The sequence below is a fragment of the Mucilaginibacter sp. genome (assembly GCF_035492695.1).
In the GTDB taxonomy this organism is placed as follows: Bacteria; Bacteroidota; Bacteroidia; order Sphingobacteriales; family Sphingobacteriaceae; genus Mucilaginibacter.
The window spans coordinates 187,630-210,835 of the sequence record NZ_DATJJC010000017.1; the positions used below are offsets into that span (position 1 = coordinate 187,630).

Genomic DNA, 23,206 nt, shown 5'->3' on the forward strand with positions numbered 1-23,206 from the left:
GATTCTTGACTCTTGATTCTATAAAATGGAAGTACAAGAAATAAAACAACGCTTTGGTATCATCGGCAATTCGCCGCTGCTTAACCGGGCCATAACTATAGCAAACCAGGTTGCGCCTACCGACATTTCTGTTTTAATAACAGGCGAAAGCGGTAGCGGCAAAGAGGTTTTCTCGCACATTATTCACCAGATGAGCCCGCGCAAGCATGGGCCGTTTATTGCTGTAAACTGTGGCGCCATACCTGAAGGTACTATTGATTCCGAATTATTCGGTCACGAAAAAGGCGCCTATACAGGTGCTGTCGGCGAACGAAAAGGATACTTTGAAACAGTAAACGGCGGTACGATATTCCTGGATGAAATTGCGGAAATGCCGCTGGGTACCCAGGCGCGCTTGCTGCGCGTGCTGGAATCGGGACAATATATTAAAGTAGGTTCATCAAAAGTTGAAAAAACTAATGTGAGGGTGATAGCCGCTACCAACGTGGATGTGTACGAGGCTGTACGAAATGGTAAATTCAGGGAAGACCTTTATTACCGTTTGAATACTGTGCCGCTGCGTATACCACCACTGCGCGACAGAAAAGAGGACATTTATCTTTTGTTCCGCAAATTTACGTCTGATTTTACGGATAAATACCGGACCCCGCCGATACAATTGGATGATGAGGCCCAGCAACTGCTCATCAATTATTCATGGCCAGGTAATGTGCGCCAGTTAAAAAATATGGCCGAACAATTGGCGGTTTTGGAACGTGACAGGTTAATAACCGCACAGATCATCCTCAATTATATCCCACAAGAAGCCAGCAGAAGTAATTTGCCTATGCGCCTGGAAAATCAGCCTAAAGAAGATATATCTGAACGCGACATATTATATAAGGTACTGTTTGATATGAAGCGTGATATGGTAGAACTAAAAAAGCTGGTAGCGGATATTATCGAGCACGGCGGTGTCTCAACATCTTACGCAAATAATTCGCAAACGATAAACCAACTGTACCGCGATATAGAATTGCCCGGAAACAACGGCGACGGACAATTTACCATACAACAGCCCGTTATAAGCAATGCAAATGTGCCTTTTCACGAGGCTGAAGAAGTAGAGGAATCGCTTTCGCTGGTCGAGAAGGAATCTGACCTGATCAGGAAGGCATTAAAAAAACATAAAGGCAAGCGTAAACTTGCCGCCAATGAGCTGGGGATATCCGAAAGAACATTGTACCGCAAAATAAAAGAGCTAAATCTGTAACCATGAAAAGGGCGCTGGCAGCATTACTTCCGATAGCTATACTTGCTTTGTTCAACTCTTCGTGCGCTATCAGTTTAAGCGGTGCGTCTACTGTAGGACTGACCACTATCAACGTTGAGTATTTTGAAAATACAGCACCTTTGGTGGTGAATTACCTTAGTCAGCAATTTACGGAGTCGCTAAAGGATAGGATACGTTCCACCACCAGCCTGTCCATTGTGCGGGGAGAAGCTTCAGCAAATATGAAGGGTTCGATAACCGGATACAGCATTGAGCCGGTGTCGGTACAGTCAACCAACAGCAACACACCGCCCATAGCAGGTGCCGAACGTTTAACGATTACGGTAAATGTAACTTATACTAATACCGTCGATAAGAAGCTGAGTTTTACCCAGTCATTCTCTGAACACCAGGACTTTACAGGTGAGATATCATCCCAGGAGCAGAAACTGATAACCGAAATCAATAAACAGCTTACCGACGATATTTTTAACAGAGCCTTTGCTAATTGGTAAGCAATTTGTAGTTTCACCCTCGTGGACCAATACCTAAATAACAGGCAGACCGATATTTTGTGGAAATTGCTGGCAAACCCGGCTGATAATGGCTATGCCTATAGCGCCGACCTGCAGCAACTTGCTATGGATTTTCCGCAAAGCGGGCTTTTGCAGGCATTATATGCGCGCTCAAACAGGGAAGGTATGGTCCACGCGGCCGCCTCGTTTGATCCCAAGACGCTGTACTTATTGGTGAATGCTTATGAGAACCTGGCTGAGGTGCAGGACGAACAGATCATTCAGGAGGTAAACGGACGGGGATACGGCGAAGGCATTGAGACTAAAACGAGAAAGGACGTTGCCGAAACCTATCATCAAACAAACGGGATTTCCGAACCTGAACCGCTAATTGAAGAAAACCGGGACGAGTCGTCAGTTGTAATAGGTGATGATGAGCAGGGAGAGATTCAGATCATAAATGACCACTTTGAAAGCGAAACCGGCACTGGCGAGGCTGGCAATATGCCGGAAGAGGAACACATTCACCAGCTGGTAACTGAAACACCCGAAGAGGACGGCCGCGCCATTGCCCCGGCCGATGTATTTGAAGAGCAGATCATAGATTTTCATGAATTACAGCCGGAAGTAGACGCCGAAATGACCCTGCAGGCTACCGAACCTGTTGTTGAATTACCGGAAGAAGACGATAGGGGCGAAACACCGGCGCCTGTGTTTGAGGAAGCGTTAGGCGAATTACAGGAAAAGGCAGAGGAGCCAATTAACCAGGTGGTAGAAACCGCAGAAATTGAGCCGATACAGGAGATTAACGAAACAGCAGCAGAAGGGCAACCAATAATTGAGCAGGAAATAATAGCACAGTCGCACCCATCAGACGATATCGAAGATGATGTGTACGATGAGATAGTTGGCATAGAAAGTATCAGCTTTGCAACGCAAACTCCTAAGCCGGTGGAGGAAATGAGCAAGCCCTTGCCTGTAGCTGCGGCAGAAGAAAATTTATCCGGGGAGGGTGCTGGAGAGCCGGTCATAGAAGATAATGCTGTTGTGGAGCACGATGTGGCAGATGCCGGCATAGAAGAATTAGTACCCGAAAGCCTGGCGGGTAGCGATTATTTTGTTTTTGAAAGGTCGGAACAGATCACGCAGCAGCCGGAGGCTACGGAAATTATTGACGAGGAAATCGCAACAGAGGCGCCGGTTAACGAGTTCAAGGCGCCGGATGTGGAAACAAATTATGTTTCGAAGTACCACGACGAAAAAATGCCATACACGTTTATGTGGTGGCTCGATAAAACGCGTAAAGAACACGCTGGCGTTTACCAGCCGTTTAAACTGGATACCACCCAGGCTATAAAACACACAGGTGACGAAACCCTTCAGCAGCAATACTACGAGAACATATTTCATGTAAGCACGGTTGAGGAACTGGACCAGAATGCTGCCGGGCTGGCTGTTGAATTTGACCCGCAGCGGAAAGAAGACAGGATCATCAAAAAATTTATCGCCGAGGCGCCGCACATCAGTACGCCGACAGGCGACAAACTGGACAATGAGAATAAGGCTAAGAAAAGCGCCGAGGACATGGATGAATTAGTGACCGAAACATTGGCGCATATTTATGTCGACCAGATGCTTTATCACAAAGCCATAAATACTTACAAAAAATTGATATTGAAATTCCCGGAAAAAAGCCGTTACTTTGCCGACCAGATTGAATTGTTAGAAAGAAAAATCAATTAATATAAAAAGAAATGTATTTAGTTTTAGTGATCCTGATCGTTATAGTATGTGTGCTGTTGGGAGCCATAGTATTGATCCAAAACCCTAAGGGCGGCGGTTTAACATCAAATTTCTCAAGCTCGTCGCAATTGATGGGCGTTCAGAAAACCGGTGACTTCCTCGAAAAAGGAACCTGGATACTGGCCATAGCCCTGATGGTGCTTTCGCTGGCAGTAAATGTAACGGTGAAGGGCGGGGGTGCAACTACCATCAGCGCCGAAAAGCAAAAAGAACTGGAGCAGGTGAATAAGCAAACAGGCCCGGCTACAACCACGCCACTTGCTACACCCGCACCCCAAAAAAGTAAATAATACCAATTATAAAAAAATAAAAAAAGGCTTTGGCATAATATCCAAAGCCTTTTTTGGCTGAAAGCCTTTACTGACACGATGGCACTTGAATATTAAATCATCGTTAAGAATAAAACCATCCTTGACCTAAAAGTGACAATTGAACAGTTGATATGACAATATTGGTCGTACCCGGCTGCTTGGCATAATTGATGAGGATAGATGCACACGTAACCATAAATTTTATAAAATTAAATTAGTATAACAATGGCATTGAACATTAAACCTATCGGAGACAGGGTAGTAGTGGAAGCTGCTCCGGCCGAAGAGAAGACCGCATCCGGAATCATTATCCCGGATACAGCAAAAGAAAAACCTCAGCGCGGCACTATCGTTGCTGTAGGCGATGGAAAAAAAGACGAGCCTTTAACCGTTAAAGCCGGTGACCAGGTGTTATATGGCAAGTATGCCGGTACCGAAATTACCTATGAAGGTAAAGAGTACTTAATTATGCGCGAATCTGATATTTACGCAGTACTATAACCAATTACTGAATTATTGAAGGACTGAATTGTCGAATTAACCTTGAATCGATAATTCAACAAATCATTAACCCGCCTGCCGGCTGGCAGGTTCAACAATTAAAAAGAGATGGCAAAACAAGTTAGATACAATGTAGAAGCACGCGACGCTTTGAAGCGCGGCGTGGATATTTTAGCAAATGCAGTAAGAGTGACATTAGGACCAAAGGGCCGTCACGTAATTATCGACAAAAAATTCGGCTCACCCGCTATTACAAAAGATGGTGTTACCGTTGCAAAAGAGATCGAGTTAAAAGACCCTATCGAAAACATGGGCGCCCAAATGGTTAAAGAGGTTGCTTCAAAAACTGCTGATATAGCAGGTGATGGCACAACTACTGCAACCGTATTGGCACAGGCTATTGTTACAGCAGGTATCAAGAACGTGGCTGCCGGCGCAAACCCAATGGATTTGAAACGCGGTATCGACAAAGCAGTTACAGCGGTTGTTGAAAATCTTAAAACACAGTCAAAAACTATTGGCGAGGATAACAACAAGATCAAACAAGTAGCTTCCATATCTGCAAACAACGACGAAGTTATCGGTGCGCTAATAGCCGAAGCGATGGAAAAGGTTGGTAAAGACGGTGTGATCACTGTTGAAGAAGCAAAAGGTACTGAAACTGAAGTTAAAACAGTTGAAGGTATGCAGTTCGACCGTGGTTACCTTTCTCCTTACTTTGTAACCAACGCCGACAAAATGGAAGTAGAGCTGGAAAATCCATATATCCTGATTTACGACAAGAAAATATCATCGATGAAAGAACTGCTTCCGATATTGGAAAAGCAAGTTCAAACAGGCCGGCCTTTGCTGATCATTGCAGAAGACCTTGATGGTGAAGCCCTGGCTACATTAGTAGTTAACAAGATCCGCGGTTCATTGAAAGTGGCTGCTGTTAAAGCTCCAGGTTTTGGTGATCGCCGTAAAGCTATGCTGGAAGATATCGCTATCCTTACAGGCGGTACGCTGATCTCTGAAGAAAGAGGTTTCAAATTAGATAATGCCGATCTTTCTTACTTAGGTACCGCTGAGAAGGTTGTTGTTGATAAAGACAACACAACTATCATCAATGGTTCGGGCGAAGCTGAAGAGATCAAATCTCGTGTGGGACAGATCAAATCACAGATCGAGTCGACAACTTCTGATTATGACCGCGAAAAATTGCAGGAACGTTTAGCCAAATTATCCGGTGGTGTTGCCGTATTATATATTGGCGCTGCTTCTGAAGTGGAAATGAAGGAGAAGAAAGACCGCGTTGACGATGCTTTGCATGCAACCCGTGCAGCTGTTGAAGAAGGCATTGTTGCAGGTGGCGGTGTCGCTTTCATCCGTGCGGTTGAAGCCTTGTCAAATCTTAAAGGTGATAACGATGACGAGAACACCGGCATCCAGATCATCCGTCGCGCTATTGAAGAACCATTGCGCCAGATATGTGAAAACGCAGGTATCGAAGGTTCTATCGTAGTACAAAAAGTAAAAGAGGGAAAGGACGATTTTGGTTACAACGCACGTACCGATAAGTACGAAAACCTGATCAAAGCCGGAGTTATCGACCCAACGAAAGTGGGCCGGGTAGCTTTGGAACACGCAGCTTCAATTGCAGCTATGCTGTTAACCACTGAATGTGTATTAGCTGACGATCCAGAAGATGAAAAGGGTGCTGGCATGCCTCCAATGGGCGGCGGCGGCATGGGCGGTATGATGTAATATCTGTCCTGACAAAAAGACAAAAATATTTGTCAATATTATATAGAGGCCCTGTCTGTTTTTGCAGACAGGGTTTTCTTTTTTTCTGAACCATCGTTTTGTCATGAGTCGGTAAGCAGACGGTCATCGGTTAATCAAATGATTAATTTAGGCCCATTATCATCCGATAATGGGCCTAAATTTGTTAAAGATTGTTAAACACAGATGCTTAGGCACAACAATTGAATGTTACAGGTCATGAAAGCGATCAACGAGAGAGCGAAATACATCAAAACCCAAATCCTTGAGTGGGTACTCATCAAGGGCCCGGAATTATTTATTACCATCTACGGTAAATAATTAATCCTTATTTTTGGCCTTTATTTATGCGGCCGGAAGAATTTTACCACCAATTTCATGTTTGGCTTGTTGCGAACGGCCAAAATTACATCTTCGGATTATTTATATTTATTGTCGGTTTTTGGGTCATCAGGCTCATTAAAAGAAGGATGCGCGAGCGTATGGCACGTAACAGTGTGAACTCAGCACTTCGGCCTTTCTTCCAAAGCCTTACAGTAACTGCCCTTTATGTAATATTAATCCTTTCGGTATTCAAAATAATCGGGTTCGAGCTCACATTGTTCAGCACTATTATCGGGGCGTTCAGCGTGGCCGCCGGCCTGGCTTTATCGGGCACCTTCCAGAATTTTGCCGGTGGTGTGCTGATACTTTTGCTGAAGCCTTTCAATATTTCCGATTATGTGGTGGCCCAGGGCCAGGAAGGCACTGTAATGTCAATACAACTGTTTTATACGGTGCTTAAAACCATTGATAACCGTACCATTATTATTCCTAACGGGAAGCTGTTTAATGAAGTAATCATCAACGTTAACCGTGAAAAAACGCGCCGGCTCGACTTTGAATTGAAGCTGGGCTACGTAGTTGAGGTGGATAAAGTGAAGGACATCATTTATAATGCTATTAAAGCAACGCCTAAGATCATACCAACACCAAAGCCACTGGTAGGGGTAATTGCCCTCGAGATTGACGGACTGCGCTTTACGGTGAGGGTATGGGTAAAACCTGACGATTATTTAACCACCAAAATATTCCTGCAGGAAAAGATCGTTAAGGACCTTCGGGATGCCGATATACAATTACCGCAGCACCATGTGCTGCCGGGTACGTGATGTCAATCTGCAAGTTCGGCCTGGAACCATAGCGCCCCGTTTACTTTCATATCCGTCCTTATTTTTTGGGACGTAATGTTGCCAACATGAATATAAGCATCAATCACCAGGTCGTTTCCCCGCTTATTGTCAATTAATTTTAACGTTAAAATACCACCTATCGAACGCTTGTCTACATGCGCGGGAGTTACATTCAATACCAGGGCCTCGAATTTAAAGTAGCTGTATTTTCCCCAGCGCGCATCGGGCCAATACCCATTGCTATTCCCGTTCGCGTCGTTGTGCCCTTTATACGTCTCGGATACGCTAATGGCTAATATAAAGGCGGAAAGACGCACCTTGATATCTTGTTTTAACTTGTAGATGTGCTTATTCACCGCATAGTCGGTGGAAAAAAATCCTAATGAGAATTGTCCATCCCCAATGCCTTCTATTTCAGCCTCGACCGGATCATCGATATCCCATTCTATAATGTTTTTGGTTTGAAATGAAATTTCTGTATCGGTTTGCAAGTACGGAAATACAGCTTCGCGCTGCCCTTTAATAGTTATCACTCTCAGATAGGGGTTACCTGCGTTACCGCCAAATTTTTGAAAACTTAATTGTTTAACAGCAGCATCGTTGTTCTCTTTAACAGGTGCGCTGTTCAATGCTGCCGCCGTCATTAAATAGAGGATGTGCCGGCCATCAGAGTTGTGGTATCGCTCCTTGCCGATCAATGCACTGAAGTGATACGCATGGTCTTCCTCCGGTGCTTTTGTCAGCTTGATTGCGGGGTCAACTTCCAATGCCTGTTTGTGCATTTTTTCATAAAGCTCCGCGGCTGTCAATCGGGGTTTATCTCCATTTTCGGCTTGCCACTTGTCGTATTGCTGCTGTGCTTTCTTAGCATATAGATCGAGATAATCTTCGTGCAAGCCTTTACTCAGTAATAAAGCCTTAACCTCGTTGTAATTTTTCCCATCCTCTATCATGGCATCCGCGGCTATTTTGGAGTATTCGGCGCCACTTTTGGCTTGCCTTACGAATAAGGCCGGGTCAACAGACGTATCCGGGCCGGGCTGATTTTTTACCTGGTGCCTGATAAACAGCCTGACGATAAGGATCAGGAGCTTGATAATGATATTCATTTAGGTTATATCTTTTGTCTCGCCTTCAACTCGAGGTAGCGGTTAATGGTATTGACGGTTAGGTTTTGCGGCGTGCTTAATATAGACTGTATGCCGTGTTTCGCCAGTTCTTTTACGATCAGCTTTTTATCGTAAGCAAACTTTTCGGCTATGGTTTTGATGTAGATATCTTCAACATTACTGGCCGGTTCCTCGCTTAGCTTTTGCAGTTCAGTGTTCTCAAAAAATACGACGAGCAGCAAGTGGAAACGCGAGATGCGCTTGAGGAACGGAAGCTGACGTTCCAGGCCGGACATGCTTTCGAAGTTCGTAAAGAACACAACTAAACTGCGTTGTTTCAACACCCTGCGGATAGTGGAATACAGCAGTTCCATGTTGGTTTCCAGGTAACGGGTCTTCTCTTTATAAAGCACTTCCAATATGCGGTTGATCTGTGTGGCCTTTTTGTCGGCCGGAACTACGGAACCTAATTTTTCGGCGATAGTTATCAGGCCGGCTTTATCTTCTTTCAGTAATGCCACATTCGACAGTACCAGGCTGGCATTAATAGCATAATCAAGCAGGCTTAAACCCTCGAAGGGCATTTTCATCGTGCGCGACTTATCGATCACACAATATACATGCTGCGATTTTTCGTCGGTATAAATGTTGGTCATCAGGGTACCATGCCTACCTGTCGCCTTCCAGTTGATGGTGCGGAAATCATCGCCCGCAACGTAATTTTTCACCTGTTCAAATTCGAGGCTATGGCCAAGCCGGCGAATTTTCTTTATGCCTATTTCATTTAGCCGGTTGGATATAGCCATCAACTCATATTTGCGCATTTGCAGAAAGGACGGATATACCGGTAAGGTTTCATCCTGGCTAAAGGTATACCTTCTGCGAATGAGCCCAAGCGGCGATTTTACATAAACCCTTACAGCGCCAAATTCATATTCGCCGCGTTTGGTGGGACGCAGCAGGTAGTTGATCAGTTTATGCTGCTGCGGTTTCAACGTGGTTTTAAACCAGATGTCGCGTTTTTGGAACTGAAACGGTATCTCGTCAATAATGCCTATTGACACATTAAATGGGTATAGGTTTTCGATATAGATGCCCAATTCATTTTCATCGCCGTTGCTCAGGCGCTCCGGTGCATGCCGCCGGGCAAATACCCCTTTTGACGAACGGTAAAGTATCAGGACATCGATGAGGAACAGCGCCAGGATGAGCCAGAACGACAGTTCAGGAAGTATACCCAGCCAGGGGAAGAAAAAGGAGAACAGGAAGAAAACAACGCATGCCGCCAAAGCAGCAAACAGCCGGTTGGTTAAAAATAGATCCTTATAAAATAGCCCAAACAATTTTTTCACGTTTTTTATCGTGGTACCTCTATTTTCTGTATGATCTGTTTGATTACTTCATCGGGGCTTATACCTTCCATTTCCTTGTCAGGGGTAAGCATAATGCGGTGCCTTAATACCGATGGCGTTACCCACACTATATCATCGGGCGTCACAAAGTCGCGCCCGCGTATGGCGGCTATAGCTTTGGCTGCACTTACTATCGCCAGCGACGCCCGCGGCGAAGCGCCCAGGAACAGGGATTTACTGTTACGGCTCTCGTTGGTTATCTTCGCTACAAACTCCAGTATCCGAGGTTCAACATGCAGGCCCCGTACTATTTGCCGCAAGGCGATGATATCGTTCTTAGATAATATCGGATTGATATGCGACAGTTGTTCAGTTGTCACCTGCTGATGTTGCTGGGTAAGAATGGTTATTTCCTCCTCAAGCGTCGGGTATTTTACCTCGATCTTGAAAAGAAACCTGTCCAGCTGAGCTTCGGGCAGCCGGTAAGTGCCTTCCTGTTCCACCGGGTTTTGGGTAGCCAGCACCAAAAAAGGCTCGTCCATTTTATAATTGTGGCCATCGACCGTTACCTGCCGCTCTTCCATCACCTCGAACAAGGCCGATTGTGTTTTTGCCGGCGACCGGTTGATCTCATCGATCAGCACGATATTCCCAAATATCGGCCCGGGCTTAAACTCGAAATCAATGCTTTTAGGATTGAATACGGAAGTGCCCACCACATCTGATGGCATAAGGTCGGGTGTGAACTGTATGCGTGAGTATTTTGCATCGATAGCTTTGGCTATCAGTTTGGCCGTCAACGTTTTTGCTACGCCGGGTACGCCTTCTATCAGCACATGGCCGTCGGCCAGTATGCCCGCGATGAGCAAGTCGATAGTATCACGCTGGCCGACTATGATCTTCCCCAATGTGCTTTTTATTTGCTCCACCGCTGCATTCAGTTTGCTCAGATCGGTACGCTGCTTAAATAATTCTTCTTCTTCCATGTTTACCTGGATTTAATATAAAATTGTTCGATAAGTTGGTTAAGTTTTATCAGGTCGTCGTCCGTTACACGCTGCCCGTTTATGTAATGCATGTGCATTACTAATTCTCCTGCCAGCGTGTCGCCGATGCCTGTTTTTTGCGCTAATCGTTCAATAAATTCCTTGTCGAGCACATTAGTTTTCAAGTGATAAACGGTACGCAGATGCTCAAGGAAATATACAACCTTCTTCTGAGCTATATTGGCGTTATTTCGCTGCTCGTAGTAAACCTGGCCGACTACATTCACAAAATCGACTGTCGAATTTCGCAAAGGCTCAATTATTGGGATGATACGCTGACGGCGTTTCATCTCATACAGGATAAAAATCACCATCCCTCCTAAACTTAAATAGTAGGCCCATTGCAGGCTTGGGCTGGAGAAAAATACCCGCAGCGGCGACATATCCTGTTCAATATCGCCATTTTGAAAATGGTCCCAATAAATAACCGGTTGTTCCGGCATATAGGATAGCGCCTTGGCCGCATAATCGGCTCCCTGTTCGCTTAATAAACTATAATTGGTAAATAATTCAGGGTTAGCACAAAGAAATAATGTTCCCTTTCCGAACTTATAGCTGATAAAATTTGCATCGCCGGCTTCATTTCTGCCCAAAACTACGGCGCGGGTTGTATCAAAGCTCGTGAAATACCCATTGGCCATGCCCTTGTCGAATTTGTAGTCTTTTGCCCGTTTTAATTTCGTGTTGGTAAAATTGATGGCCGTGGTGCTGTTTTTTATGATAAGGCTGGTACCGATCTTTAAAGTATCTTCAATTACGTCTTTGGCTCGAATGAATTTATCAGCAGTTGTGCCTATTGCGATAAACACTGAATTGCCTTTTTCCAGGTATTTTACTAATTCCTTAAAATCGTACTTGTTGAATTTCAGGTCACCTGTAATAATGATGTAGTTGCTGTTGACAATAGTGGTATCATGAAACTGGTCATAAAACGTGCTATTTGTGCCTTTAAGCACGGCGCCGGGGAAAAGCTGCTTCAGCTCGTGGTAGGTAATATAAGTACCATAAGGTATCTTATCGTTGTACGCAAGCGTGGGCTTCCAAAGCGTTGGATGCGGCTTATTATATTCGGCTACCAGGTAGGCGATGATGAGCGTTATAGAGACGATATATATCAATTTCAAACTCCTCATACCGCCTTTCCCCTCTTATTAAAATCGCTGAATGAATGCGCTATGGCGTTGTAAACAGCGTCGTTAATAGAAAACTCACCATACCAAACATATTCAAACTGGCGGGTAAGCAGGCCAAAAGCGCTTCGCTGCTCGTCATTCTTAAGTTCGTAGAGGTATTGGCTATTGGTTTTGTCTATCTCCCATGCAATTACACCGGCATCGCTTAATTGCTTCAGGCACTTTAGATAAAGCAACCGCACGGCAAAGCGATAGTTGTGTGCCGCAACAGCTTTTTCTATCTCTGTATCAAAATCGATGGTATTAATATCTTCAAAAAATTCAGAATAAGGCACGGTCGGCGGCGGGGTTTTCGACAAGAGGGTACGCGGGTCCATGCCCACCGCTTTTAATATGGCATAGATGAGCCCGCCAACCGCTGCAACTATCAGCAGTATTTCTATAATGTTCAGGATCACTCCCAGCACACTTAGCCCTTTGAACATGAACAGGCTCCAGAACCATGCCCAGAAACGTATCCAAAGGCGGTCCCACCACGAAAGCTCCTCATTGCCGCTGTTATATTTAAACTCGGGTCGGTCACTGTATTTTTTTAAGGTAGCCTTATCAAAACTTCTTATGTTAACGTGCGACGACGTATCAACTTTTACTACAGCCGCGGCCTTATGCTCCGGTTTTTTTTGAACAGAGCCCTGCGCGGCATTAATAGCCAGTATAAAAAGTATCAGGTAAAGCAGCCGCATTTTAATATTCCTCCGGTTCGGGGCCAGGGGTTGATTCGTTAGTGCCAAATTGGTTAATGCGTTCCATCAGGCCGGTCCCTTCCTTGATCTCCGTCAAACTAAAATACACAATACCTACGGTCACCGACATCAGTATCTGGAAAAAAAAGGAAATTGATTGCAATAAGGTCGTGATGATAGCAATGGGTAATGATAAGGCCTGGCTATTTTTGGTGAAATGCAGGAAAAAATTTCCGGCGCCAAGTATAGTAGAGGGGAGCGAAATGACAAGATTTATCACATATAATATGATATAAACTACCACGAATACACCAAAGGTCGACCACCAATTATCACGTATAAGCTTAAAACTTTGGTTAAAAGCGTAACCAAAGCTCGTATTTTCTGCTATCATTATCGGTGTTACCAGTGCGAATATAGGTGAAAGATAGACGCCCGGAACGAGGCAAAACATGAAACCGATAATAAGCAAAATGTACAGAAGAACATTTGACCCTAATATTTTCAAGTAGTAATATTTAATGTAGCCCCACATTTCTTCCGTAGTAGGGAGGGTGTTTTGTTTTTGCCTGTAAAGTGTCATGAAACACAAAACAGTTACATTAAGGGCCACATATTGTAAAACCATGAAAACCGCATAAACCAAAACTCCCCCCAGCATTGAAAAAGCCCGGCTAAAAACCGTGGATTCGTCAAAAGCATTTGGGTCGAGACTGTTATCGTAAAAATTAAGGGCTTTGATCTGTATCAGGATCATCGAGGCTGAAGTAAAAATCAGGAAAAGGCCGCAAAAGATGAAGAAGTATTTGAGCAGTGGTTTGAAATTTTGTTTAATAAATGTAAACGTATCGCTTATGATCTCTCCAAAATCACGCGGCTTAGCAAGTTCCATGTTAGGTGACATATCAGGTTCGGGTTTTATAAATTTTGTTTGGATAAATAATTACATACCACACCATAAAACTTAGTGATGATGCGAGTATCGTAATACTTAGCCATAACGGCATTTCGGTATGGCGGGTTACAAAGCTTTCAAAAGTAGCTGCTATAATAAACAGCGGTACCAGGCCTATGGCGAGTTTCATTCCGTCCTTTGCCCCTTTTTTTATCGATGCGAGGCGGGTATAGGTCCTTGGGAATAGTAAACTATTGCCCAGCACAAGCCCCGCGGCCCCGGCTATGATGATAGATGATATTTCTATGGTGCCATGTATCCAGATCACCAGGATAGATTGTGCACCCAGGCCCTTGCTAAAAAAATAGTATTCGAACGAGCCTAGCATTATGCCGTTCGTAAACAAGTGATAAACCGTACCTACGGAGAATATTATACCGCTGACAAATATGACGAGCGACACGAATATGTTATTAGCTGCTATACCCATAAACATCAGGAATTCACGGTCTCCTTTATAAACGCCGAATGGGTCGCCTTTGGCGATATTGTCATTGGTCATATCCACATACTGATCGCCCAGTATGAGCCTTAAGAAATTCGGGTCATATTTTGCCGACAGGATACCCATCAAACAAAACACAAAAAAGAAGATAAAAGAATAGAGCAGCTGCCGTTCATATGTTTTGAATAGGACAGGGAGCTCAAATGTCCAGAAGGTTATAAAGCGGTTGCGCTTTTCGGTCTTGTTTTTATAAATCGTCTGGTGCAGCTTAGCGGCCAGTCCATTAAGGTATTCCGTCGTTTTCGACTTTGGGTAAAAGGTCTTGGCATAAGCCAGGTCATCGGTTATTTTTATAAACCTTTCGGCCACTTCGTCGGGGTCGGTTACGGGCGCCTGCTCAAAATGTTTCCATTGCTCGGCGTTTTGTTTAACAAATAATGGCTCGCGCATGTATAAATGACCGGGGTTTAATAATGGCTTAAAATAATTACAATAATTTTATCTTTCAACTAAAAAAGTATATTAGTATCCCGATAACCTTTACGCATGCAAACGATAAAAATAACCACCTCCCAGAACATTGATATTGATTACGAAGTTGCCGGATTGGGGGAACGTATACTGGCACGACTGATAGACCTTGCCATCTTTGTTATTTTATTTTTACTCGGGTTGTTCCTGGGTATAATGGCAGGTATTTATGCGCAGTCCGAAACCATGGTAATCGTAGCTTACGTTGTTTTTCTGTTCATACTTGTGTTTTACGACCTCGGTTTTGAAATATTCATGAACGGCCAAAGTATAGGCAAGCGCATTATGAAAATCAGGGTTATCAGTCTGAACGGGTCACAGCCCAATGTAGGGCAGTATGTATTAAGATGGCTGTTCCGTATTGTTGATTTTGCGCTAATAGAACCCGGCCTGGTTGCCCTGATAGTAGCTGCAGTAAGCGAGAAGCCCCAAAGGCTGGGCGATATAGTAGCCGGCACCATGCTGATCAGAACCACGCCCCGCACCAAAATGAACAGTATCGTTTTTATGCCCATGTACGACGGCTATCAACCGGTATTCCCGCTGGCAGCGCAATTAAACGACCGCGATATCGAACTGATCCACGAAGTGATAAACTCCTATCAAAAAACCGGGAATAATGTGGTAGTATACAATATGGCCCAACGCGTAAAAGAACACCTGGGCATTCAACCGCCCCAGGGTATGAATGATATGCTTTTCCTGCAAACCATCATTAAGGATTACAGCCATATCAGCGCTCAGGCCGATACCTTGTGACCCGTGGCAAGCAGGTACATTTTAATAGTGTAGCTAACCACAACAATGGTAGCTACACTAAGATATAGTATATTTTTAATGATCTTACGGTTTCTGAAACGAAACTTCATATCGGCAAGCAGGAACACCGCAGTTATTATCAGGGGTATAGTTGCCGGGTACAGCGCCAGGCTTTTTAGTATATCTCCCCTAAACAGCGCAATACATGACCGCTGAAATCCACAACCCGGGCAATCAATGCCGAACATTGATTTATACGCACAGGGAAGCATGTGTTTTTCGAGCCAGCCGATCACGATACCCGCAAATGTTGAAAATCTTTAATAGCCCGAATGAGGCGTATTGCTCAAAATCGACAATATGGTGCCGCCAACTATAATAAAATATAGAACGTACAAGCCGCCGATCACTGTGCCTATAATGGACATGATATAACCTGCATTTAACGAGCTATAGCCATCCCAGTGGGCAGGATCCTCCTTATAAAGCTTTCTCCCTTTCCCGGCAAGTACAATGCCTATTATTCCCAGGACAAGGCCTACAAAGAAGCAGCCGAATACAATTGAGCAAATGCCCAGCACGAGAACTGCCGTAGCGTTAGGTAAAGTTTCTTTTTCCATTGTGTAATGAGGTTTTTAAGTTTTAGTTGAAATGAAGCTAATAATTAGTTTCGGCATTTCAAAATACTCGCATATAAACATTGTGTTACTATATGTAAGTTTGCGTTGATGAAGCGCGAGCAAATTTCAGTATTCGATATTTTTAAGATAGGCATCGGGCCGTCAAGCTCGCATACGCTGGGCCCCTGGCGCGCGGCGCAGCAGTTTGTAAAAGCGTTGCAGCAGCAGGATGCGCTGCCCCTGGTAACCGGCATCCAGATATTGCTGTACGGCTCGCTGGCCAAAACGGGCAAGGGGCACGGCACCGACATAGCCATACTGCTCGGCCTTAGCGGCGACGACCCCGTAACTTTCGACGTTAGCGCCATCGACGATAAAACCGCCGGCATCAAAGCCAATAACAAACTTATGCTTGGCGGCATGCAGGAGATCAGCTTTTACGAGGCCGACGACCTCCTGTTCCTCTATAACGACCAACTCCCATTCCATCCCAACGCCGTAACCTTCCAGGCTTTCTTGAGCAATGGCAGGGCCATTTCCGAGACTTACTATTCCATCGGCGGGGGCTTTGTGGTGAAGGAGGGCGGCGAGGCACAGGCCAAAGCCGAGGTGGACCTGCCGTTCCCTATCGAGCATGCCGGCGACCTGCTCCACTGGTGCCTCAAAACCGGTCTCAAAATATCCGAAGTGGTGATGGAGAACGAACTGACCTGGCAACCCGAACTGGACGTACGCGCAGGCATCCTCAACATCTTCCGCGTTATGCGCGAGTGCATTTACCGCGGCTGCCACACCACCGGCTACCTGCCGGGGGGGCTCAACGTGGCCCGGCGAGCGGCGTCGCTTAACCGCCGACTCATCGGCAGTCACCCGTACCAGAACTACGACGAATGGGTAATGGCCATCCGCGCAACAGGCAACACGTTCAAAAACACGCTGGATTGGGTAAGCTGCTTTGCCCTGGCCGTTAACGAGGAGAACGCTTCTTTCGGCAGGGTGGTTACGGCGCCTACCAACGGCGCGGCGGGCGTGGTGCCCGCCGTACTGCAATACCTTATCGTGTTTTGCGACGGCTTTACCGACGAGAAGATCATCCAGTTTATATCCACCGCATCCGAGGTGGGCAGCATATTTAAGAAAGGGGCAACCCTTAGTGCGGCTATGGGCGGCTGCCAGGCGGAGATAGGCGTATCATCTGCCATGGCGGCGGCGGCGCTTACCGAATGCCTCGGCGGCTCGCAGCGGCAGGTACTGATGGCGGCCGAGATTGCGATGGAGCACCACCTGGGCATGACCTGCGACCCTATCGGCGGACTGGTGCAGGTTCCCTGTATCGAACGTAATACTATGGGGGCCATTAAGGCCATCACCGCATCGCAGCTGGCCCTGCAAACCAACCCCGACAACGCCAAAGTAAGCCTGGACGCGGTGGTAAAAACCATGTGGCAAACCGCCCTCGACATGAACTCCAAGTACAAGGAAACCTCCGACGGCGGCCTGGCCATTAATATTCCTATCTCATTGCCGGAATGTTAGTTAGTGAATGGTGAATAGTGAGTAGTGAATAAGAGGTGTGTTTAATCGATCACTCACCATTGACCGTTGACCATTGACTATTGACATTCACCATTGACCATTCACTACCCCCATTCCTCATTTACTATTGACTATTCACCATTCACTACACTAAGTGTTCACGCCGCTGCCGCTTGCCAGCGCCTGCGGGTTGTAATGGGTTGATTATGAGGTTATCCAGCTTTACGGAACACCAAAAAGTGCCCCGTTTTTGCCATTTCCGTGAACACCTCGGTGTAAGCGGTTCATTTTTAGCGGGTTATATTGGGATGAGATTCGCCGTATTTTGCGCCAAAAAACCGGTTTTTGCCAAAAAAGACAACATTAGCCTGTTTGAGGCAACATTAGGCAATTTGGGATGATTTTGAGAGGCAAAAAATGGATGCGATTGGTGGAAATCACGACTAACTTAAACAAACAATTTTGGAATTGGGTACACTAAGTTAATAGCGGGGGCTGTCATGCTGAACCTGCCTGCCGGCGGGCAGGCGTAGTGAAGCATCTATTGCAACAATTTTCTGAACTTGGATTCGCAGGATTTTTCGCGGAATGCTTATTTGTTAAGGCGCTCAGGCGGGTCCTGGATCCTCAATAGAAGTTGATAAACCATCAAATTTAAGTGCTACTCAAAAAGATTTAGTAAAAAAAGAAATTCTAATAAAGCTGGGGGATTTGAAAAATATTATTTATGAAAGGTATTTTATTGTTTAACTACCTCGCTGTTCGAAGTCGGAGACTTCGAACAGCGTAGCGGACAATTTAATACGCAAAGCTTTTACAACTGAGCCCTCGGAATTTCTTTTTCTAATAATATTGCTATGCCTATAGACTTGGATATTTCGTTGAAATTAACGGAATAATCATTTCCAAGTATTTGCCATTGCATTTTATGCAGCCCCAACCATGTAGACAAAAATTCAGCACGAATAATTCCATATGTTAGTAGAAATGATGCACAGCCTTCGGGTCTATTAATAATCCTTTTTTGTAATGTTGCGCTTAGAGCTTTAAATTCGGTCATTCCTTGAACATAGGACGCAAGACCGCTTTGAATATCTTTAAGTTTTTGTTCCAAAAGCGCTTTCAAGCCATCTTTAATTTTACGTTCATTTGAGCCAGTTAATTGTTGGTCTAGATAGTCGAGCTGAATTTCCACTTTAGACATCGTCAATTTACTAATTCTAATTCGGTCAATTAGATTGGAAACACGTTTATGGTAAAAACATACAAACGCTATCAATAGAAAAACAACTGAACTCACGTCAAATTCAGGTCGACGAAATGTATGCTTGATCGGATTTTCGTTGATAAAAGGAATTGTTATAAAAAATGAATCTGCTACAATAATCCCCAAAGAGATTAAACCCATCAAGTAGAAGGAAGCTGCTATTGCTTTTCTCATTTTAAATCCCATACAATTTTGGATTGATAATCACTTGTGTTAGAAGGATATGATAAGAAAATGATTTTTTTATTTCCTCGATCAACATCTAGTTCACATTTAGCGCCGTTTCCGTCATCATCGGTAAGATGATATGCGGTTACTTGGTCGTTTTCATCGCTATCAAATAAGGAATATGTACTGTCGATTTCCGTTTCTTTTCGCTCAACCCTTTGTTCTTCACCTGTCTCTGGAATAGTAAACGTTACATCACCATGCGAAGTTCCGCTATTAACTTCGTTGCCATTTACACCATTAATGGAAATTGAATACGCGGTTTCGCTATGTTGAAATGATGTGAAAAGAAATAGGCAGATTCCGCTTAAAAACCATAATTTTTGCTGATAAAGCGATCTTTTAGGTTTCATAATCTTCATGTTTTCACTAAGTTAGTGGTTCTGATCGATAATTCTATACCGTGAAAACACCCATTTTTCTTTGCTGTCCGAGTTCACAAGTTCAGACAACTATATTTTTGTGCTTCCCCGTCAGCGCTCTGTGCTTCGGCCAAAAATAAAACAGAACACAGGGGCAGTGCGGCTGCAAAGGCATTAAATCAGAGCCATGCGGGGTAATAAAGCGTCAGGGTAGCCCGGGCGAAGATTTCCGGCCTTAGGTTCTGTTTTATTGTGCGCATAAGGCCCGTGCGGCAAAGAAGCCATTAGCGCTGACTTGAGTTTTGCGCTACTTTGGGTCAAGCCAAAGTAGCTAGCCTCCGCGGCAATGAGCGGGGTAATTTCATCAGTTTAACAAAAGTATTTTGCATCCCGAATACCCCGTTCAGAGATGGCCGCGCTATCGTTCGTCAAGACAATGTGGCGGATTCTGCAGCATCCCGAACATTTGTATGGTCACCCGTCAGCGCTCTGTGCTTCGGCCAAAAATAAAACAGAACACAGGGGCAGTGCGGCTGTAAAGGCATTAAATCAGAGCCATGCGGGGTAATAAAGCGTCAGGGTAGCCCGGGCGAAGATTTCCGGCCTTAGGTTCTGTTTTATTGTGCGCATAAGGCCTCGTGCGGCAAAGAAGCCATTAGCGCTGACAGCGTTTTTGGTTACTTTTGTCGCGACAAAAGTAACAGGCCCCGCGCCAATTGAGCGGGGTAATTTCATCAGTTTAACAAAAGTATTTTGCTTTCCTGAATACCCCGTTCAGAGATGGCCACGCTATCGCTCGCCAAGACGATGTGGCGGATTCTGCGGCATCCCGAACATTTGTATGGTCACCCGTCAGCGCTCTGTGCTTCGGCCAAAAATAAAACAGAACACAGGGGCAGTGCGGCTGTAAAGGCATTAAATCAGAGCCATGCAGGGTAATAAAGCGTCACGGTAGCCCGGGCGAGGATTTCCGGCCTTAGGTTCTGTTTTATTGTGCGCATAAGGCCCGTGCGGCAAAGAAGCCATTAGCGCTGACTTGAGTTTTGGTTACTTTCCATCTAAGGGAAAGTAACAGGCCCCGCGCCAATTGAGCGGGGTAATTTCATCGGTTCAACAAAAGTATTTTGCTTCCCGAATACCGCGTTCAAAGATGGCCACGCTATCGCTCGCCAAGACGATATGACGGATTCTGCAGCATCCCGAACATTTTTATGGTCACCCCGTCAGCGCTCTGTGCTTCGGCCAAAAATAAAACAGAACACAGGGGCAGTGCGGCTGCAAAGGCATTAAATTATTACAGCAACGGCAAACGGGCAACCGCTGCGTGTGCAAAGTTGCCCGTTATACCGGTAACAAGTGTTACCGTAAAAGGGATGTGGTGGTTAATACTGGTCAGCCGTTGCGGCGGCCTTGTTTACCCCATAAACAATACGTTAAATTTATGCCCGTCCGGGTCGGCAAAGCCGCAGCCGTACATGCCCTGGAAAGCCTTTGGTTCTGCAAATACTTTACCGCCTATGCCTTTTACTTTAGCGGCCCATTCGTCCACCTCGGCCTGGGATTCGGCCGAAAGGGTGAAAATTACTTCGTTACCCTGCGTGGTGTCGGCCACTTCGCCGTTTATGGCCACTTTAAAAGGCGCCTTCGGGAAAAAGCAGATCACAAACTTGCTTTCGCCCACGGCAATACTGGCTATATGATTGCCGTCAAAATGGTTCTCGTCTACTTTAAAACCCAGCTTGTTGTAAAAATCAATGGTTTGGTTAATGTCGTTTACGGGTAAATTACCCCAAATTTGCTTTGTCATAGTTTTGTTGTTGGTGCCCTGTTTAAAGGGGCGGTTTATAATTTTGTTTTGTTGTTGATACAAATGTGAGCACAATTGCCGGCCTTTTAAACACCGATAACCGACAAGCAGGGGGTGTAAACGCGACAGAATTAAAACTTTTAACTTTCCCCGCTTTCCCATTAACCTTTCTTTTCACCTCGCCAAAAAAATCCTAACTTAGATATACCAAACCAAACCATCATGACCAACCACCGCCGCAACTTCATCAAACAGGCCGCCATGCTTACGGGGGCGTTCTCTGCCGCCAGTATGTTCAACCAGGTGCATGCCGAAGAATGGCAGTCGGCATCTAAACGCATAGCGCATTTAAACCCTGCACAGGTAGCCGAAGACGAGGAGTACTGGAGCGTTATCCAGAACGCCTATACCGTTAGCCCGACGATCATTAATTTGAACAATGGCGGTGTGTCGCCCTCGCCGCTGGTGGTGCAGCAGGCCGTGGCGCGGTTTAACGACCTGGCAAACGAGGGCCCCTCGTACTTTATGTGGCGCATCCTCGACCAGGGCCGCGAGCCCCTGCGCGAGAAGCTGGCCGAACTGGCCGGAACTTTGCCTGACGAGATCGCTGTTAACCGCAACGCTACCGAGGCGCTTAACACCATCATATACGGTTTGCCCCTGCAGCGCGGCGATGAGGTGATTGGCACCAAGCAGGATTACCCGCACATGATACAGGCCTACAACAAGCGGGCGCAGCGCGATGGTATTGTGTACAAACAACTCAGCTTCGACTTCCCCATCGAGGACGACGACCAGATAGTGCAGGCCTACGCCGATGCCATTACGCCCAAAACCAAGCTGATACACGTTACCCACGTAATAAACTGGGTGGGGCAGATAATGCCGGTGCGCAAAATATGCGATATGGCGCACACCAAAGGCATCGAAGTAATTGTGGACGGTGCGCACAGCTTCGGCCTGATGGATTATAAAATACCCGACCTGCATTGCGATTACTTCGGCACCAGTTTGCACAAGTTTTTGTCGGCCCCCATTGGCAGCGGCATGCTGTGGATAAAAAAGGAAAAGATAGAAAAAGTATGGGCCCTGGTATGCGGTGATAAGGCCAACGACCCCGACATACGCAAGTTTGAGGACCTGGGCACACGCAGCTTCCCGATAGAGCAGGGCATAGGCGAGGCCATCAACTTTCACGAGGGCATTGGCCCCAAACGCAAGGAAGACCGCATACGCTACCTCAAAAACTACTGGGCGTCGCGCGTAAAAGACATCCCGAAGGTAAAGCTGCACACCTCGCTGAAACCCCAGTACTCTTGCGCCATCTGCGGCGTCAGCATCGACGGCATGACCCCCGGCGAGCTCGACAACGCCCTGATGAATCAGTACAAGATACACACCGTCGGCATTGTATGGGAAAATATCAGCTGCGTGCGCATCACCCCCCACGTTTACACCCGCACCCAGGACCTTGACAAACTCGTCCGCGCCATAGGGGAGATAGCGGAGAAAACGAAAGCGGCGAAAAGTAAGTGAGGGTTGTTTACCCACTCTGTCGGCTATGCCGACATCTCTCCCTAAGTTTAGGGAGAGAGTTGTTTTGAGAGAATAATAAGCATCCTCCCCTGGAATCAGGGGAGGCCGGGAGGGGTAAAATGGGCGTTCCCCTCGTGCCTCGGGTCAGGCTTTCCATTTATACTGCGCGAGCCTTAACCACGAGGCCGGTATCCATTTCAATCCTTAACGCAACTGTCTGAATCAGAATTAACAGAATTTTTGTGGCTACCCGTCAGCGCTCTGCGCTTCGGCCAAAAATAAAACAGAACACAGGGTCGGTGCGGCTGCAAAGGCATTAAATCAGAGCCATGCAGGGTAATAAAGCAGCACGGTAGCCCGGGCGAAGATTTCCGGCCTTAGGTTCTGTTTTATTGTGCGCATAAGGCCCGGTGCGGCAAAGAAGCCATTAGCGCTGACAGCGTTTTTGGTTACTTTTGT

At 45.8% G+C, this 23,206-nt stretch carries 22 protein-coding genes; 10 read left to right on the forward strand and 12 right to left on the reverse strand.

Going from position 1 to position 23,206, the window contains the following annotated elements:
• The first annotated feature begins 25 nt into the window (after positions 1-25).
• The 7 genes from VL525_RS11775 (at position 26) to VL525_RS11805 (ending at position 7,297) form a co-directional block, all read left to right on the forward strand.
• Positions 26-1,252, forward strand: a complete 1,227-nt coding sequence (locus tag VL525_RS11775) for a sigma-54 dependent transcriptional regulator (RefSeq protein ID WP_325386717.1) — start codon at positions 26-28, stop codon at positions 1,250-1,252.
• A 2-nt stretch (positions 1,253-1,254) separates the two neighbouring features.
• A complete protein-coding gene (locus tag VL525_RS11780; RefSeq protein ID WP_325386719.1) occupies positions 1,255-1,767 on the forward strand; it encodes an LptE family protein in 513 nt (170 codons plus the stop codon).
• A gap of 21 nt (positions 1,768-1,788) precedes the next feature.
• Positions 1,789-3,510, forward strand: coding sequence for a hypothetical protein (locus VL525_RS11785; protein ID WP_325386721.1), 1,722 nt, complete (start codon positions 1,789-1,791; stop codon positions 3,508-3,510).
• Between the two features lie 11 nt (positions 3,511-3,521).
• A complete protein-coding gene (secG, locus tag VL525_RS11790; RefSeq protein ID WP_325386723.1) occupies positions 3,522-3,860 on the forward strand; it encodes a preprotein translocase subunit SecG in 339 nt (112 codons plus the stop codon).
• Positions 3,861-4,106: 246 nt separating this feature from the next.
• Entirely contained in the window at positions 4,107-4,382 is a 276-nt protein-coding gene (locus tag VL525_RS11795; protein WP_147029659.1) for a co-chaperone GroES, read from the forward strand.
• 108 nt (positions 4,383-4,490) lie between these two features.
• Positions 4,491-6,128: a chaperonin GroEL gene (groL, locus tag VL525_RS11800; RefSeq protein ID WP_325386725.1), complete on the forward strand. Its 1,638-nt coding sequence runs from the start codon at positions 4,491-4,493 to the stop codon at positions 6,126-6,128.
• A gap of 365 nt (positions 6,129-6,493) precedes the next feature.
• Entirely contained in the window at positions 6,494-7,297 is an 804-nt protein-coding gene (locus VL525_RS11805; RefSeq protein WP_325386727.1) for a mechanosensitive ion channel family protein, read from the forward strand.
• A 2-nt stretch (positions 7,298-7,299) separates the two neighbouring features.
• Here VL525_RS11805 and VL525_RS11810 read toward each other — a convergent pair whose 3' ends face one another.
• From VL525_RS11810 to VL525_RS11840, 7 genes are read right to left on the reverse strand one after another with little or no spacing between them, the layout of a single operon-like run.
• Positions 7,300-8,427: a hypothetical protein gene (locus VL525_RS11810; protein ID WP_325386729.1), complete on the reverse strand. Its 1,128-nt coding sequence runs from the start codon at positions 8,425-8,427 to the stop codon at positions 7,300-7,302.
• A 5-nt stretch (positions 8,428-8,432) separates the two neighbouring features.
• Positions 8,433-9,779, reverse strand: a complete 1,347-nt coding sequence (locus VL525_RS11815) for a DUF58 domain-containing protein (RefSeq protein ID WP_325386731.1) — start codon at positions 9,777-9,779, stop codon at positions 8,433-8,435.
• A 5-nt stretch (positions 9,780-9,784) separates the two neighbouring features.
• Positions 9,785-10,765 (reverse strand): MoxR family ATPase, encoded by a 981-nt coding sequence (locus VL525_RS11820; protein ID WP_325386733.1) that lies wholly within the window; start codon positions 10,763-10,765, stop codon positions 9,785-9,787.
• 2 nt (positions 10,766-10,767) lie between these two features.
• On the reverse strand, positions 10,768-11,958 hold the full coding sequence (locus tag VL525_RS11825) for a DUF4350 domain-containing protein (protein WP_325386735.1): 1,191 nt from the start codon (positions 11,956-11,958) through the stop codon (positions 10,768-10,770).
• Positions 11,955-12,701 carry a DUF4129 domain-containing protein gene (locus VL525_RS11830; RefSeq protein WP_325386737.1) on the reverse strand — a complete coding sequence of 249 codons (747 nt, stop codon included), beginning with the start codon at positions 12,699-12,701 and terminating at the stop codon, positions 11,955-11,957. Before VL525_RS11830 ends, VL525_RS11825 begins: the two co-directional genes overlap by 4 nt.
• A gap of 1 nt (position 12,702) precedes the next feature.
• Complete coding sequence (locus VL525_RS11835; RefSeq protein WP_325386739.1) at positions 12,703-13,605, reverse strand: hypothetical protein; 903 nt, start codon at positions 13,603-13,605, stop codon at positions 12,703-12,705.
• Position 13,606: 1 nt separating this feature from the next.
• Positions 13,607-14,551: a stage II sporulation protein M gene (locus tag VL525_RS11840; RefSeq protein ID WP_325386741.1), complete on the reverse strand. Its 945-nt coding sequence runs from the start codon at positions 14,549-14,551 to the stop codon at positions 13,607-13,609.
• 96 nt (positions 14,552-14,647) lie between these two features.
• Here VL525_RS11840 and VL525_RS11845 point away from each other — a divergent pair, with 96 nt between their 5' ends.
• Entirely contained in the window at positions 14,648-15,391 is a 744-nt protein-coding gene (locus VL525_RS11845) for an RDD family protein (protein WP_325386743.1), read from the forward strand.
• Here VL525_RS11845 and VL525_RS11850 read toward each other — a convergent pair.
• Both VL525_RS11850 and VL525_RS11855 read right to left on the reverse strand, forming a co-directional pair.
• Entirely contained in the window at positions 15,373-15,663 is a 291-nt protein-coding gene (locus VL525_RS11850) for a DUF2752 domain-containing protein (RefSeq protein WP_325386745.1), read from the reverse strand. The two genes, VL525_RS11845 and VL525_RS11850, sit on opposite strands and share 19 nt — an antisense overlap.
• 48 nt (positions 15,664-15,711) lie before the next feature.
• The gene (locus VL525_RS11855; RefSeq protein WP_325386747.1) at positions 15,712-16,011 is read right to left on the reverse strand and encodes a CCC motif membrane protein; all 300 of its coding nucleotides are present in this window, start codon (positions 16,009-16,011) and stop codon (positions 15,712-15,714) included.
• A gap of 108 nt (positions 16,012-16,119) precedes the next feature.
• Between VL525_RS11855 and VL525_RS11860 the strand changes: the two genes are divergently transcribed.
• Positions 16,120-17,547, forward strand: coding sequence for an L-serine ammonia-lyase (locus VL525_RS11860; protein WP_325386749.1), 1,428 nt, complete (start codon positions 16,120-16,122; stop codon positions 17,545-17,547).
• A gap of 814 nt (positions 17,548-18,361) precedes the next feature.
• Here the strand turns inward: VL525_RS11860 and VL525_RS11865 are convergent.
• From VL525_RS11865 to VL525_RS11875, 3 genes are all read right to left on the reverse strand, one after another.
• Entirely contained in the window at positions 18,362-18,988 is a 627-nt protein-coding gene (locus VL525_RS11865; RefSeq protein WP_325386751.1) for a hypothetical protein, read from the reverse strand.
• Entirely contained in the window at positions 18,985-19,395 is a 411-nt protein-coding gene (locus VL525_RS11870; protein ID WP_325386753.1) for a hypothetical protein, read from the reverse strand. The genes VL525_RS11865 and VL525_RS11870 overlap by 4 nt, the downstream gene beginning before the upstream one ends.
• Positions 19,396-20,818: 1,423 nt before the next feature.
• Positions 20,819-21,211, reverse strand: coding sequence for a VOC family protein (locus tag VL525_RS11875; RefSeq protein WP_325386755.1), 393 nt, complete (start codon positions 21,209-21,211; stop codon positions 20,819-20,821).
• Between the two features lie 222 nt (positions 21,212-21,433).
• Here VL525_RS11875 and VL525_RS11880 point away from each other — a divergent pair, with 222 nt between their 5' ends.
• Positions 21,434-22,747: an aminotransferase class V-fold PLP-dependent enzyme gene (locus tag VL525_RS11880; RefSeq protein ID WP_325386757.1), complete on the forward strand. Its 1,314-nt coding sequence runs from the start codon at positions 21,434-21,436 to the stop codon at positions 22,745-22,747.
• Positions 22,748-23,206: the final 459 nt, after the last annotated feature.